This window comes from Mesorhizobium sp. WSM4840 (genome assembly GCF_055811755.1).
The window spans coordinates 39932-53597 of record NZ_JBVVQD010000002.1 but is presented as its reverse complement, the minus strand read 5'-3'; the positions used below and the strand labels follow the sequence as shown (position 1 = coordinate 53597).

Sequence of the window (13666 nt, the reverse complement as noted above, 5' to 3'; positions counted from 1 at the left end):
TTGCGCGGCGTCCGGAAACTGGGGCACATCGGCTGTTCGATCAAGCCGCAATGGGGAAGCGGGATCCTGGATCAGGTGTCAGCAACGGCCAACAGCCGGTCTTTCGTCGTCACCAATCGCTCGGTGCTCGCCATCGCGGTGCCGATGACGCTCGCCTATCTGACGACGCCGCTGCTCGGCATCGTCGACACTGCGGTGGTCGGGCAGTTGGGCGACGCTGCCCTTCTCGGCGGCCTGGCGGCTGGCGCCCTGGTCTTCGATGTCGTCTTCACCTCCTTCAATTTCCTGCGCTCCGGCACCACAGGCCTCGTCGCCCAGGCTGTCGGACGCGGCGACGAACTGGAGGAACAGGCGGTGTTCTGGCGTGCTGTGCTGATCGCGGTCGTCGCCGGCATCGTGCTTGCCGCACTTGCGCCACTGGTCGCCATCGCCGGACAATGGTTCATGAGCGCTGAGCCGCGCGTCAGCGAAGCGATGGCCGTCTACATCCGCATCAGGCTGCTTGCAGCACCGTTCTCGCTGATCAACTACGCCATCCTCGGCTATGTGCTGGGGCGTGGCGAGGGCGGGCTGGGACTGATGCTGCAATTGGTGCTGAACGGCATCAACATTGCGCTCTGCATCCTGCTAGGGCTGGAACTCGGCTGGGGCGTTGCCGGCGTCGCCTGGGCGACCGTCACCGGTGAATTCGTCGCCATGCTGCTTGGTCTGGCGATCATCGGCCGGCGTTTCTGGGCAGCGCCCCGGCTGCCGCGCCATCGCATCCTCGACCTGTCGGCATTCCTGCGCATGATGTCGCTCAACCGTGACATCATGATCCGGTCGTTCTCGCTGCTCGCCGCTTTCGCGCTGTTCACCCGCCAGGGCGCACAGTTCGGCACGGTGACGCTGGCCGCCAACGCCGTGCTGATGAACGTCTTCCTCATCGCCGGCTATTTCCTCGATGGTTTCGCCACGGCAGCCGAACAGCTCGCCGGGCGGGCCGTCGGTGCGCGTGCCGCCATGCAATTCCGGCAGGCGGTTCGGCTGACCCTGTTGTGGGGCTTCGGGCTGGCCGCCACGGCGACGCTTGTCCTTTTGCTGGGTGGAATTGATCTGGTCGCCCTGATCACGACCTCACAAGACGTTCGCGCCATTGCTGACATCTACCTGCCTTGGGCGGCGTTCACCGCGCTCAGCGGCGTGCTGGCGTTCCAGATGGATGGCGTCTTCATCGGCGCGACCTGGTCGCGCGACATGCGCAACATGATGCTTTTGTCGTTCCTTGTCTTCAGCGCGGCCTTGCTCATCCTGGCGCCGGCCTTCGGCAATCACGGCCTGTGGGCGGCGCTGCACGTCTTCCTGCTGGTGCGCGGCTTCAGCCTGCTTATCATTTTGCGTGTGCGGATGCGGACGGCGTTTTAGAGCGACTTCGGGTCAGAGCGGCTTGGACGACCATTGATCGAGGCTGCTATCGCGCAACTCGCGCAGCGACTTGAGCCGTTGCATATCCGCAAAACGCGCCATCCCCGCAAGAATGCGGCCCGGCAGTGCCGGCCCGGCATAGATCATGCCGGTGTAGAGCTGGACGAGATCGGCGCCGGCGCGGATCTTTTCAAGTGCCGTCTCAGCGGAATCGACACCGCCGACGCCGATGATGGCGCGGTCCGGGCCAAGCAGTTTGCGTATCTTGGCCAGCACGATGGTCGAGCGCTCGAACAGCGGCTTTCCCGAAAGCCCGCCTGTCTCGCCGGCAAGATCGGCTCTGCGCAGCCCCGGCCGCGCGATGGTGGTGTTGGAGACGATGACACCGTCTATTGCCTTCTCGGTGACCTCGGCGGCGATATCCTCCAACTCGGCCTCGACCAGGTCCGGCGCTATCTTCAGGAAGACGGGCGGCTGCGCTGCAGCTGCCGTACGTGCGGCCATGACGCGCGACAGGAGTTCGCCGAGCTGTTCACGCGCCTGCATGTTGCGCAGACCCGGCGTGTTCGGCGAGGAGATGTTGACCGTCAGATAGCTGGCGTATGGCGCAAACCTGACAACGCCGCGTTCATAGTCGCTGATGCGGTCGGTGCTGTCCTTGTTGGCGCCGATATTGACGCCGACGATGCCGGCGCGGCCCTTGCGGGCGGCAAGCCGTTCTTCGGCGGCCTCGTGACCCTGATTGTTGAAGCCCAGCCGGTTGATCACCGCTTCGTCCGATGTCAGCCGGAAAATGCGCGGCTTCGGATTGCCGGCCTGCGGCAGCGGCGTGATCGTGCCGACCTCGGCAAAGCCGAAGCCGAGGCCAAGCAGCGCATCGGGAACCTCGGCGTTCTTGTCGTAACCGGCAGCCATGCCGAGCGGATTGGGGAAGTCGATGCCGCAGACGCTGACTTTCAGCCTTTCGTCGCGCACAGGGCGCCGGGTGACCGGCAGCCCGCATTTCAGCGCGGCGATTGACAGGCCGTGGGCGGCTTCCGGATCGAATGCGAACAGGAACCTCTGGCCGAGCCGGTCGAGCACGCTCATTCGGCCTCCAGCGCCGGGAATTGGTGCAGGCCATCGGTGCCGAGCGGCAATGATTGCACCCAGACGACGGCCTTGAGGTCGAGCGGGCCGTAAAGATGCGGGAACAGCGCACCGCCGCGCGAGACCTCGTATTTCAGCGCATCACCGAGTTTGGCTCCATCGATCGCGACCAGCAGCAGCCCGGTTTGGCCGGCAAAGTGTTTTGCCGCCGTTTCCTTGGCTTGGCCGGCGGTGGAAAAATGGATGAAGCCGTCGGCGACGTCGATCGGCGCGCCGGTGAAGCGGCCATTTCTTTCGGCCTCGCGCCACAACGCTTCAGGCACTATCTTGTAGATAATCTGAGACATGGTTGCGCTATAGTCCGAACCAACCATACGGGAAAGAGCGGGCCAGGGTTCTTCCCCATTTCCGGCGCAAACATGCGATAAATTGCGCTTACTGGCCATGGAGGACAATATGCGTCCGCAGCACGTCTTGATTCCCGCAGCACTCGTCTCGCTCGTCGCGGCATCAGCCTTTTCGGAGGAGACCGAACGCTTCCGGCTGGAAAAGTCGGCCACCGGCTATGTCCGCATGGACACGCAGACCGGTGCGATGTCGATCTGCGAGGAGCGTTCCGGCCAGCTCGTCTGCAAGATGGCGGCCGATGAACGCGCCGCCTTCCAGGACGAGATCGACCGGCTGCAAAATTCGGTGAAGGCGCTCGACCAGCGCGTCGTCAAGCTCGAAAACTCGCTTGCCGCCCGCTTTGAGTCGACATTGCCCAGCGAGGAGGATTTCAACAAGACGATGAGCTATATGGAACGCTTCCTGCGCAGCTTCATCGGCATCGTCAAGGACATGGAAAAGGATAGCGGCGAGGATGCCGCCAAGCCCAATCCGCAAAAAACCTGAGCAACCGTTCACCGGGGAAACCCGGCGCATAGCTTTGCGCTTGAAAACGGCTGATATCGCCGCATAATCGTTCGACTGATCCCGTAAGAAGCAGACAATCATCAATGGGATTTGGGGAGGGCCATGTGCCGTCGGGCTACACTTTCGTCATCGCCGACGATCATCCGCTTTTTCGCGGTGCGCTGAGAGAGGCGCTTGCCGGCATCGGCAACGTCGCCGGCATTCACGAGGCCGGCGATTTCGAAAGCGCCAAGGCGCTGGTCGTGGCCAATGAGGACGTCGATCTGGTGCTGCTCGACCTGTCGATGCCGGGCGCTAGCGGCCTTTCCGGCCTGATCTCGCTGCGCGGCATCCATCCGACGGTGCCGCTGGTGGTGGTGTCGGCACGTGACGACCCGGTGACTATCCGGCGCGCGCTCGACCTCGGCGCTTCGGGTTTCATCTCCAAATCGGCCAGCATGGAGGAGATCCGCAGCGCCGTGCAGTCGGTGCTTGCCGGCGACATCGCTGCGCCAGCGGGCATCGATCTCGGCGTCGAGCGCGATCCCGAGATATCCGATCTGATCAAGCGGCTGCAGACGCTGACGCCGCAGCAGACGCGCGTGCTCGGCATGTTGGCGGAAGGGCTGCTCAACAAGCAGATCGCCTACGAACTCGGCGTCTCCGAGGCGACGATCAAGGCGCATGTCTCGGCCATCCTGCAGAAGCTTGGCGTCGACAGCCGCACCCAGGCGGTGATCCTGCTGTCGAAGATCGGCAGCGATCCGCTGCAGGCGACGGGTTGACCCCTTCCGGCTCTACTCTGCCGCCGACGCCAGCGGCCTGACCCTGGCCATCATCGAGCGCAGCACCGCCGGCTTCAGCGGCTTGTTGATCACCGGCACGTCGAGCCTGCCGGCGCTGGCGCGCACCTCGCTCGAGCGGTCGGCGGTGACCAGCACGGCCGGCATGTCCTGGCCGTGGATGGCGCGCAGTTTGGCGATCGCATCAAGGCCGGTCTCGCCGTCGAGATGGTAGTCGGCAAGCACGATGTCGGGTCGACGCATTCCGGATCGCTCGAGATCCCCCGAGCCGGCAAGCGTGTCGACGCTGCAGCCCCAGCCTTCGAGCAGCAGGCGCATGCCGTCGAGGATACGGGCATCGTTGTCGATGCAGAGCACGCGAAGCCCGGCAAGCGAAGCAGCAGTGCGGACCGGCGCTTTCGCCGTGACCACGCGCCGTGGCTCCTGCGCTGCCGCGACCGGCAGGATGACGGAAAAGCGCGTGCCTTTGCCCGGGCTTGAAAAGATCCGGATTTCGAGGCGCAAGACGCGAGCGATGCGGTCGACGATGGAGAGGCCGAGGCCGAGGCCTTCAGCTTCGCGTGCGCCCTCATCGAGCCGGGTGAATTCGTGAAAAACCGTGTTTAGCTTGTCGCCGGCAATGCCGATGCCGGTATCGATCACCTGGATCTCGACCAGTTCGCCGCGCCGCCGCACACCGACCAGGACGCGGCCGCGGCGCGTGTATTTGATGGCGTTGGACACCAGGTTCTGGATCAGGCGGCGTAGCAGGTTGCGATCCGTCATCACGCTGAGTGACGAGGGCATGATCGTCAGGCCGAGCTTCCTCTCGGCGGCAAGCGGCTGGAAGTCGTTGCCGATCTGCCGCAGCAGCTCGTCCAGGCTGAACACGGCGTCGTCCGGTTTCATCGCGCCGGCATCGAGGCGGGAGATGTCGAGCACCGCGCCGAGAATGGTCTCGACCGATTCCAGCGAGGATTCGATGTTGTTTGCGGCCTTGCCGGTCGAGCCCTTGCCGGCCTTTTCGATCAGCGACGAGCAATAGAGGCGGGCGGCGTTCAGGGGCTGCAGGATATCGTGGCCGGCGGCGGCAAGGAACCGCGTCTTGCCGAGATTGGCCTCCTCGGCCAGCATCTGCGCCTGTGCCAGTTCCTCGTTGACGCGGGTCAGTTCGACGGTGCGGTCCTTGACGCGTTGTTCCAGCGATTCATTGGCGCGCTTGAGCGCCAGATCCTGCTCGACGCGTCCTGAGATGTCGGCATAGGTGGCGACGATGCCGCCATCAGGCATTGGGTTGGAGCGCAACTCCAGGATGCGGCCGCTGGTCTTCAGCTCCATCTGCCAGGGGCTGACGAAACTGGTGAGGCGGTTGAGCATCGCCACCCGCTGGTCGGCCGGAATGTCGCCGCGCTCGGCCAGGTGGCGCAGGATGCGGTCGAGCGAGACCCCGACCTGGCCCATCTCGTCGGGCAGGTCGAACAGCGCCCGATACTGGCGATTCCAGCAGATCAGCCGGAAATCCCTGTCGAAGACGGTGATGCCTTGTTCCATCTGGTCGAGCGCGATCTGCAGCAGGTCGCGATTGTGCTGCAGCGCCTCGGTGGCGTCGTCGAGCAGGCGGAAGGCATCCTTGGATTCGCGGTCGTTGCGGCGCAGCAGCAGCGACAGGATCAGCCGCGCCGAGGAGGAGCCGACAGCACTCGCCAGAAGCTGCTCGGAGAAGCGGATGACGTCCATGCTGGCTTGTTCGTTGCCGTGCAACGAAGCGCCGCTGCTCTCTTCAAACGACTGGAAGGACCGCTCGGTGCGTTCGACGCCAAGATAGCGCGCGATGGTGTCCTTGAGGTCGTTGAGGGTGACGGTGGTGCGGAAGCGGCGCAGGCTCGGCATCGGGCTCGCCTCGCGCGGCACGAAGATCGACGCCTGGATGCGTTCCAGCGGCACCGACGCGCGCGACAGCGAGCCGAGCACGAAGAACAGCGTGTTGATCGACAGGCTCCACAAGACGCCGTGGTTCAGCGGCTCGGCGATGGTGCCGAACAGCGCTTGCGGCCGCAATGCCTCGAAGCCGAACAGGCCGTGGACGACAATGCCGGTGTCGGACGCGGCGAGCGAAGGAAGCAGCAGCGTGTAGCTCCAGACGACGATGCCGGCGACCATGCCGAGTGCCGCACCCCTGCCGTTGGCGCCGCGCCAGATCAACCCGCCGATCAGGGCCGGCGCAAACTGCGCGATCGCGGCGAACGACATCAGGCCGATCGAGGAGAGCCGCGCGCTGTCGGTGCTCTCGCGATAGTAGAGGAAGGCGACGAACAGCATGATGAAGATCGCCGCCCGCCGCACGTTGAGGATGAGCGTCGACCAGTCCTCGTTCTCGGATGTCGTGGTCTTGAGCAGGCGGCGAACAAACAGCGGAATGACGAGGTCGTTGGAGATCATGATCGACAGCGCGACGCTTTCGACGATCACCATTGCGGTCGCCGCCGAAAGGCCGCCGATAAACGCCGCCATGGCCAGCACATCGTGACCGCTGAGCAGCGGCAGCGACAGGACATAGAGGTCGCTGCTGGTTCTGGTACCGACCAGCGCCAGGCCGGCGAGCGCGATCGGCAGCACGAAAAGGTTGATCGCAACCAGATAGAGCGGAAACACCCATGTCGCGGTGCGCAGTTCGGCCTCGCTGCGGTTCTCGACGATGGTGACGTAGAACTGGCGCGGCAGCATGATGATGGCGAAACCGCTCAAACATGTCAGCACCAGCCAGGTGGCGAGCGACGTGCGGTAGCCCATCGCCTGCTGAACTTGCGAATTCTCGGCGAGCTTGTCGACCATATCGCCTGGGCCGCCGAAGATCAGGAAGGTGACCATCAGGCCGATCGCCAGGAAGGCGGCGAGCTTGACCACGGTTTCGACCGCTACCGCCAGCACCAGCCCATCCTGGTGTTCGGTGGCGTCGGCATGGCGCGTGCCGAACAGAACCGCAAACAGCGCCAGCAGCATGGCGACGACCAGCGAGATGTCGCTGACGAAGGGATCGAAGGAAGGCGGCGAGCCGGTATAATGCTCCACCATCAGGCTGACCGAGCCGGAAATCGCCTTCAACTGCAGCGCCATGTAAGGCACCGCGCCGATCGTCGCGATCAGCGTGGCGATCGCTGCAACGGCGAAACTCTTGCCGTAGCGGGCGCCGAGGAAATCGGCAATCGAAGTGATCTTCTCTGTCTTGGCCAGCCTGACGATGCGCCGAAGCAGCGGAAAGCCGAACACGAACACCAGCACCGGGCCGATATAGATGCCGAGGAATTCGAGGCCGCGCTCGGAGGAAAGGCCGACCGAACCGAAGAACGTCCAGGAGGTGCAGTAGATCGCCAGGCTGAGCGCATAGATGAAAGGCCGGGCCCGGTCAGGCCCGGATGTCGTTGAGCGCCGGTCGCCGAGGCTGGCGATGACGAACAGCAACGTCACATAGGCGATCGCGATGATGACGATGAACCAGCCCTGCACGGCCCGATAATCCTCCCTTGCCGGTTTTGCATCCGGCCTGCTGAGACGCAATCACAGCTTGGCGATCAAGTCCATCGCGGCTTTCGGCGCAGGATGGCTGCGGCTTCGGGAATTTTGGTCGGCGGAAACGGTCTTTTGTCCATGCTGCAACCGCAGGTTTTTGCTATTGTGCCAGTGGGCCGGGGCCGAAAGGCGGGGGTGGGGGCGGCAGCTTGGCCCGTTGTGACAAGGAGGGTCGGATGCTGAAAGAATTCCAGGAATTCATTTCCAGGGGCAATGTCATGGACCTGGCCGTCGGCGTCATCATCGGCGCCGCCTTCGGCAGAATCGTCGATTCCCTGGTCAATGACATCATCATGCCGATTATCGGAGCGATTTTGGGCGGACTCGACTTCAACAATTATTTCCTGCCTTTGTCCTCAGCCGTCAACGCCACATCGCTGGCGGACGCCAAGAAGCAGGGCGCAGTCTTCGCCTATGGCAGTTTCATCACCGTGGCGCTGAATTTCCTCATCCTAGCCTTTATCATCTTCCTGATGGTCAAGGCGGTGAATAATCTGCGCAGGCGGCTGGAACGGGAAAAGCCCGCCACCCCTGCCGCTCCGCCGGCCGATGTCGCGCTGCTCACCGAAATTCGCGATCTCCTCGCCAGGAAATAATCCAGGGGCAAGATCTCTGGACCAAAGCCCCGGTCGGTTTCGACCGGGGTTTTCTATTTTCGCCCGTCGCAAAACACGCTAGCTGTCCAGAAGACGGAAACGGATTTTTCCATGACCTTGATCGAGAATTTGCGCGCCGAGGCCCGGGCCGCGCCGGAAAGCGGCATTGTCGCCGTCATGAACCGCGGCCGCGACCGCGACGGCATGATCCCGCTCTGGGCCGGCGAGGGCGACCTGCCGACGCCCGCCTTCATCACCGATGCCGCTGCCCGGGCGCTGGCCGGCGGCGAGACCTTCTATACCTGGCAGAAAGGCATCCCCGAGCTGCGGCAGGCGCTCGCCCGCTATTACATCAGGCATTTCGGCAAGAGCTTCGCCGAGGAAGAATTCATCGTCACCGGCTCGGGCATGCATGCCATCCAGCTGGCGATCGACGCGGTCGCCGGCAACGGCGATGAGGTCGTCTATCTGTCGCCGGCCTGGCCGAACTTCGCCGCAGCCGCCGGCGTGGCGGGCGCGGTCCCGGTCGCTGTGACGCTCGACCAGTCCGGCAATGGCTGGTCCTGCGACGTCGGCAAGATCGAGGCGGCGATCACGCCAAGGACAAAGGCGCTGTTCGTCAACTCGCCGTCCAACCCGACCGGCTGGACCGCCGACAGGGAGACGCTGCAGGCGATCCTCGACCTTGCTCGCGAAAGGGGCCTGTGGATCATCGCCGACGAGATCTATTCGCTGTTCCACTATGGCGATAGTCGCGCGCCGTCCTTCATCGATATCATGGCCGATGAGGATCGCATCCTGTTCGTCAACAGTTTTTCCAAGAACTGGGCGATGACCGGCTGGCGGGTCGGCTGGATCAAGACCCATCCTTCGCTGCAGCAGGTGTTCGAGAACCTGGTCCAGTATTCGACCTCCGGCGTTGCCCAGTTCATGCAGCGCGGCGCGGTCGTCGCCCTCGATGAAGGTGATGCCTTCATCGTCGAGCAGGTGGAGCGGGCGAGGGCGGCGCGTGACCTGGTCTGCGGCATCCTGGCTGCGACCGGCAGGGCACGCTTCACCGTGCCGCAGGGCGCGTTCTATCTGTTCTTCGCGGTCGACGGCATCACCGATTCACGCGCCGCCGCCTTCGACATCGTCGAACGCGCCAATGTCGGCCTGGCGCCCGGGACCGCATTCGGTCCCGGCGGCGAAGCCTTCCTCAGGCTGTGCTTCCACCGCCGCCTCGACCAGCTCGAGGAAGCCGCACACCGGCTGGCGAAGTGGATGAAGAGTGTGTGAGAGTCAGGTCCGCCCGAGTGTGCGCAAGCGAAGCGACGTCGCGTAGGCCCTAGGAACCATGCCGTGACCTTCGAATGCCGCGGCGTCGAAGAACAACACGGCACCGGGAGCGGAGACCGCCATCATGCCCTCGACTGAAGATCAACCGCCGGACTTCGGTACCAGCAGCGGAATGACGCGGTCGCTTTCCCTCACGGCCGGCCGGCCCGCAGAACCGTAGGAGATACCCAAGGCATCCCAGGTCTCGACCAGCGCATCCTGAAGTTCCGCGATCAGGTGATCCGAATGGAACGGCGTCGGCGTGATCCGCAGCCGCTCGGTGCCGCGCGGCACGGTCGGGTAGTTGATCGGCTGGATATAGATGCCGTGGACGCCGAGCAGGCGGTCGCTGGCCATCTTGCAGAGCTCCGGGTCGCCGACGAGCAACGGGACGATGTGGGTAGCGGAGTCCATCACCGGCAGGCCGGCGGCGGTAAGAACCTGCTTGGTCCGCGTCGCCTGGCGCTGCTGCGCGTCGCGTTCGGCCTGCGAGCGCTTCAGATGGCGGATCGACGTGGTCGCCGCGGCGGCGATGGCCGGCGGCAGCGCCGTGGTGAAAATGAAGCCCGGCGCATAGGAGCGCACGGCATCGATCACGGCACTTGTGCCGGTGATATAGCCGCCGAGCGTGCCGAACGCCTTGGCCAGCGTGCCCTCGATGATGTCGATACGGTCGGCCAGCCCTTCGCGCTCGGTGATGCCGCCGCCGCGCGGTCCGTACATGCCGACCGCGTGGACCTCGTCGATATAGGTCATGGCGTTGTAGCGCTCGGCAAGGTCGACGATCTGCTTGATCGGCGCGATGTCGCCATCCATCGAATAGACGCTCTCGAAGACGATCAGCTTGGCGCGTTCGCGGCCCGCCGCCTGCAGCAGGCTTTCGAGATGCGCAACATCGTTGTGGCGGAAGATCTTCTTCTCGGCGCCCGAACGCCGCACGCCTTCGATCATCGAGGCGTGGTTCAACTCGTCCGAAACGATCAGGCAGTTGGGCAGGAGCCGCGCAATCGTCGAGATCGAGGCTTCGTTGGAGACGAAGCCGGAGGTGAAGACCAGTGCGGCTTCCTTGTCGTGCAGGTCGGCCAGTTCCAGTTCGAGTTCGACCAGTGGATTGCTGGTGCCGGAAATGTTGCGGGTGCCACCGGCGCCGGATCCCATCTTGCCGGCGGCGTTCTGCATCGCGGCGATGACGTCTGGATGCTGGCCCATGCCGAGATAGTCGTTGGAGCACCAGACGGTGATTTCCTGGGCGCGGCCGTTGGCGCGCCAGATGGCGCGCGGAAATTTTCCCACGATGCGCTCGAGGTCGGCGAAGATGCGATAGCGACGCTCCGCATGGAGCTGGTCGATCGCGTCTTCGAAGAACCGCTGATAGTTCATTTCGGCTTCCCAATTTTTGCGTGGGATCATAATCATTGCCCTATTCGACGTCTACTTGGCCTTTTTGGTCAAAATGCCACGCCCCAAGCCTGTTCCTAACGACCATGGATCATGGCCTATTCCCTTGATGTGGATCAATTTTGTTTCAGGACGATGCCACGCGGCCGATGAGACTGGTTACCGCAGACACTAATGGTACTAATGGCCTAGTGGCAGGCTTTCCAGTAAGGGGGTGTTGAGACAGTTTCCGATAAATCTTGAGCAGCGAGGACACGGATGACGGTTTTGGTGACAGGCGGCGCCGGCTATATCGGCAGCCACATGGTCTGGGAACTGCTGGACGCGGGCGACAGCGTCGTCGTCCTCGACCGGCTCTCGACCGGGTTCGAGTGGGCCGTGGCGCCAGAGGCAAAGCTCGTCGTCGGCGATGTCGCCGACAAGGAGCTGGTCGGCTCGATCATCCGCGACAACAAGGTCGACGCGATCATCCATTTTGCCGGCTCCATCGTGGTTCCTGAATCGGTCGCCGACCCGCTCGGTTATTACGAGAACAACACCTGCAAGACGCGCACGCTGATCGAGACCGCGGTGCGCGAGGGCGTGCCCAATTTCATCTTCTCCTCGACCGCCGCCGTCTATGGCGGCGCCGGGCTGGAGCCGGTGCGCGAGGATGCCCGCCTTGCACCGGAATCCCCCTACGGCCTGTCCAAGCTGATGAGCGAATGGATGCTGCGCGACGCCGCAATTGCCTATGGTTTGCGCTATACGGCGCTGCGCTACTTCAACGTCGCCGGCGCCGATCCGAGGGGCCGCACCGGCCAGTCGACGCCGGGCGCCACGCATTTGATCAAGGTTGCCGCCGAGACGGCGCTCGGCAAGCGACAGTTCATGCAGGTGTTCGGCACCGACTATCCGACACCGGACGGCACCTGCATGCGCGACTACATCCATGTCAGCGATCTGGCGGCGGCGCATCGGCTGGCGCTGGAACGGCTGCGCGCCGGTGGGGCAAGCCTCGTCGCCAATTGCGGCTACAGCCACGGCTATTCGGTGCTCGAGGTGATCGACAGCGTGCGGCGCGTCTTTGGCCATGATTTCGATGTGCGGATGGGCGAACGCCGTCCGGGCGACGCCGCCGCGGTGGTCGCCAATTCCGAGCTGGCGCGCCGCGAACTCGGCTGGACCCCGCAGCACGACGAACTCGACCGGATTGTCGCCGACGCGCTGGCGTGGGAGCGAATCCTGACCGGCAAGAATTCGGCGCGGAGCTGAAGTCCCGCTTTTCCCTCCGTGGGCTCGTAGATCGAGCGTAGAAGCGCTATTGAAGGAGCTGCGCGGCTGAAACGTGGAGGCGTTTCGGCCGTATTTGATCCTTTGGGGGCGGCATGAAGATATTGGTCCTTGGCGCTGGCGTCGTCGGCACGGCCGCCGCCTATTATCTGGCGAGCGACGGCCACGAGGTGACCGTCATCGAGCGCCATCCGATGGCGGCGCGCGGCACCAGCCAATCGAATGCCGGGCTGGTGTCGCCCGGCGACGCCACCGCCTGGGCCTCGCCCGCTGCGCTGAAGACGTTCCTGCGCGCGCTTTACAACCACGATCTCGGCATCAAGGTGCGGCTGCGCTTCGATCCCTTTTTCTTCGCCTGGAGTCTGCGCTTCCTGCGCCAGTGCACGCAAGCGCGCCTGCGTGCCAACACCGATATCAAGCTGCGCCTGGCGCTTTATTCGCGCGACTGCATCAACGCCATCTCGGCCGACACCGGCATCTACTATGACGAGCGCAAGAGGGGCATTCTTTATTTCTTCCGCTCGCAGCAGAGTTTTGATACCGGCACCGACAATTATCGCTATCTCGCCGAGCACGGTTTGCCGATCGAGATCGTCGGCCGCGACCGGCTGGTCGAGCTCGAGCCGGGCCTTGCCGGGGCCAGGGACAGAATAGCCGGCGGCGTCTATTCGCCGATCGACCAGACCGGCGACTCCAGCCAGTTCACCCAAAGCCTCGCTGCCTATGCCGCCGAGAAACTCGGCGTCCAATTCCTCTACGGCACGATGGTCGAAGGCCTCGACATCGAAGGCGATCGGGTGCGCGCGGTGATGACTTCGGCCGGTCCGATAACAGGCGATGCCGTGGTCATCTCGATGGGACCGGAAAGCGGCCTGCTCGGCCGCCGCTACGGCCTCGACCTGCCGGTCTATCCCGTCAAGGGCTATACCGCGACCGTGCCGCTGGAGGACGAGAGCAAGGGTCCGACCATGGGCGGCGCCGACGAGGATCAGCTCATCGCCTATTCCAGGCTCGGCAACCGGCTGCGGCTTGCTTCGACCGCCGAGTTCACCGGCTTCGACCGCAGCCACAAGCCGAGCGATTTCGCCGCCATGTTCAGAACCGGCAACGAGCTTTTCCCCGGCGCCTTCGACGAGAACAAGGCCGAGCTCTGGGCCGGTCTGCGGCCGATGATGCCGAACTCGGTGCCAGTCATCGGCCAGGCGCGCTACAGCAATCTCTACCTCGACACCGGCCACGGCCATGTCGGCTGGACAATGGCCTGCGGTTCCGGAAAATTCCTTGCCGATGTGGTCGCCGGCCGCAAACCGGAGATCGACCCGCAAGGTCTGGTCTACAAGGGCTAGA

The 13666-nt window shown here is 64.0% G+C and carries 11 protein-coding genes; 7 read left to right on the top strand and 4 right to left on the bottom strand.

Annotated features, from left to right (window positions below; translation table 11 throughout):
- Nucleotides 1-75: 75 nt before the first annotated feature.
- On the top strand, nucleotides 76-1404 hold the full coding sequence (locus AC0L3I_RS03750) for an MATE family efflux transporter (protein WP_473483720.1): 1329 nt from the start codon (nucleotides 76-78) through the stop codon (nucleotides 1402-1404).
- 12 nt (nucleotides 1405-1416) lie between these two features.
- Here AC0L3I_RS03750 and AC0L3I_RS03745 read toward each other — a convergent pair whose 3' ends face one another.
- Nucleotides 1417-2493 (bottom strand): quinone-dependent dihydroorotate dehydrogenase, encoded by a 1077-nt coding sequence (locus AC0L3I_RS03745; protein ID WP_473526035.1) that lies wholly within the window; start codon nucleotides 2491-2493, stop codon nucleotides 1417-1419.
- Nucleotides 2490-2840: a DUF952 domain-containing protein gene (locus tag AC0L3I_RS03740; RefSeq protein WP_473483715.1), complete on the bottom strand. Its 351-nt coding sequence runs from the start codon at nucleotides 2838-2840 to the stop codon at nucleotides 2490-2492. The genes AC0L3I_RS03745 and AC0L3I_RS03740 overlap by 4 nt, the downstream gene beginning before the upstream one ends.
- 109 nt (nucleotides 2841-2949) lie before the next feature.
- Between AC0L3I_RS03740 and AC0L3I_RS03735 the strand changes: the two genes are divergently transcribed.
- A complete protein-coding gene (locus AC0L3I_RS03735) occupies nucleotides 2950-3387 on the top strand; it encodes a hypothetical protein (protein ID WP_473526034.1) in 438 nt (145 codons plus the stop codon).
- A 125-nt stretch (nucleotides 3388-3512) separates the two neighbouring features.
- A complete protein-coding gene (locus AC0L3I_RS03730; protein WP_473526239.1) occupies nucleotides 3513-4172 on the top strand; it encodes a response regulator transcription factor in 660 nt (219 codons plus the stop codon).
- Nucleotides 4173-4184: 12 nt separating this feature from the next.
- Here the strand turns inward: AC0L3I_RS03730 and AC0L3I_RS03725 are convergent, their stop codons facing one another.
- Nucleotides 4185-7673 (bottom strand): PAS domain-containing hybrid sensor histidine kinase/response regulator, encoded by a 3489-nt coding sequence (locus AC0L3I_RS03725; RefSeq protein ID WP_473526033.1) that lies wholly within the window; start codon nucleotides 7671-7673, stop codon nucleotides 4185-4187.
- Between the two features lie 239 nt (nucleotides 7674-7912).
- Here AC0L3I_RS03725 and mscL point away from each other — a divergent pair, with 239 nt between their 5' ends.
- The gene (mscL, locus tag AC0L3I_RS03720; RefSeq protein ID WP_473526032.1) at nucleotides 7913-8332 is read left to right on the top strand and encodes a large conductance mechanosensitive channel protein MscL; all 420 of its coding nucleotides are present in this window, start codon (nucleotides 7913-7915) and stop codon (nucleotides 8330-8332) included.
- Nucleotides 8333-8443: 111 nt separating this feature from the next.
- Complete coding sequence (locus tag AC0L3I_RS03715) at nucleotides 8444-9610, top strand: pyridoxal phosphate-dependent aminotransferase (RefSeq protein WP_473526031.1); 1167 nt, start codon at nucleotides 8444-8446, stop codon at nucleotides 9608-9610.
- 141 nt (nucleotides 9611-9751) lie between these two features.
- On the opposite strand, the gene hemA is transcribed toward AC0L3I_RS03715, so the two are convergent.
- Nucleotides 9752-11029: a 5-aminolevulinate synthase gene (hemA, locus tag AC0L3I_RS03710; protein WP_473526030.1), complete on the bottom strand. Its 1278-nt coding sequence runs from the start codon at nucleotides 11027-11029 to the stop codon at nucleotides 9752-9754.
- Nucleotides 11030-11305: 276 nt separating this feature from the next.
- Between hemA and galE the strand changes: the two genes are divergently transcribed.
- Nucleotides 11306-12301, top strand: coding sequence for a UDP-glucose 4-epimerase GalE (gene galE, locus AC0L3I_RS03705; protein WP_473526029.1), 996 nt, complete (start codon nucleotides 11306-11308; stop codon nucleotides 12299-12301).
- 113 nt (nucleotides 12302-12414) lie between these two features.
- Nucleotides 12415-13665 (top strand): D-amino acid dehydrogenase, encoded by a 1251-nt coding sequence (locus tag AC0L3I_RS03700; RefSeq protein ID WP_473526028.1) that lies wholly within the window; start codon nucleotides 12415-12417, stop codon nucleotides 13663-13665.
- The last annotated feature ends 1 nt before the right edge of the window (nucleotide 13666 follow it).

Excerpts from the sequence above, each read along its gene's own strand:
- AC0L3I_RS03740 (WP_473483715.1), bottom strand. The coding sequence starts at position 2,840 with ATGTCTCAGATTATCTACAAGATAGTGCCTGAAGCGTTGTGGCGCGAG.
- AC0L3I_RS03700 (WP_473526028.1), top strand. The coding sequence starts at position 12,415 with ATGAAGATATTGGTCCTTGGCGCTGGCGTCGTCGGCACGGCCGCCGCC.
- mscL (WP_473526032.1), top strand. The coding sequence starts at position 7,913 with ATGCTGAAAGAATTCCAGGAATTCATTTCCAGGGGCAATGTCATGGAC.
- AC0L3I_RS03715 (WP_473526031.1), top strand. The coding sequence starts at position 8,444 with ATGACCTTGATCGAGAATTTGCGCGCCGAGGCCCGGGCCGCGCCGGAA.
- AC0L3I_RS03735 (WP_473526034.1), top strand. The coding sequence starts at position 2,950 with ATGCGTCCGCAGCACGTCTTGATTCCCGCAGCACTCGTCTCGCTCGTC.
- AC0L3I_RS03745 (WP_473526035.1), bottom strand. The coding sequence starts at position 2,493 with ATGAGCGTGCTCGACCGGCTCGGCCAGAGGTTCCTGTTCGCATTCGAT.
- galE (WP_473526029.1), top strand. The coding sequence starts at position 11,306 with ATGACGGTTTTGGTGACAGGCGGCGCCGGCTATATCGGCAGCCACATG.
- hemA (WP_473526030.1), bottom strand. The coding sequence starts at position 11,029 with ATGAACTATCAGCGGTTCTTCGAAGACGCGATCGACCAGCTCCATGCG.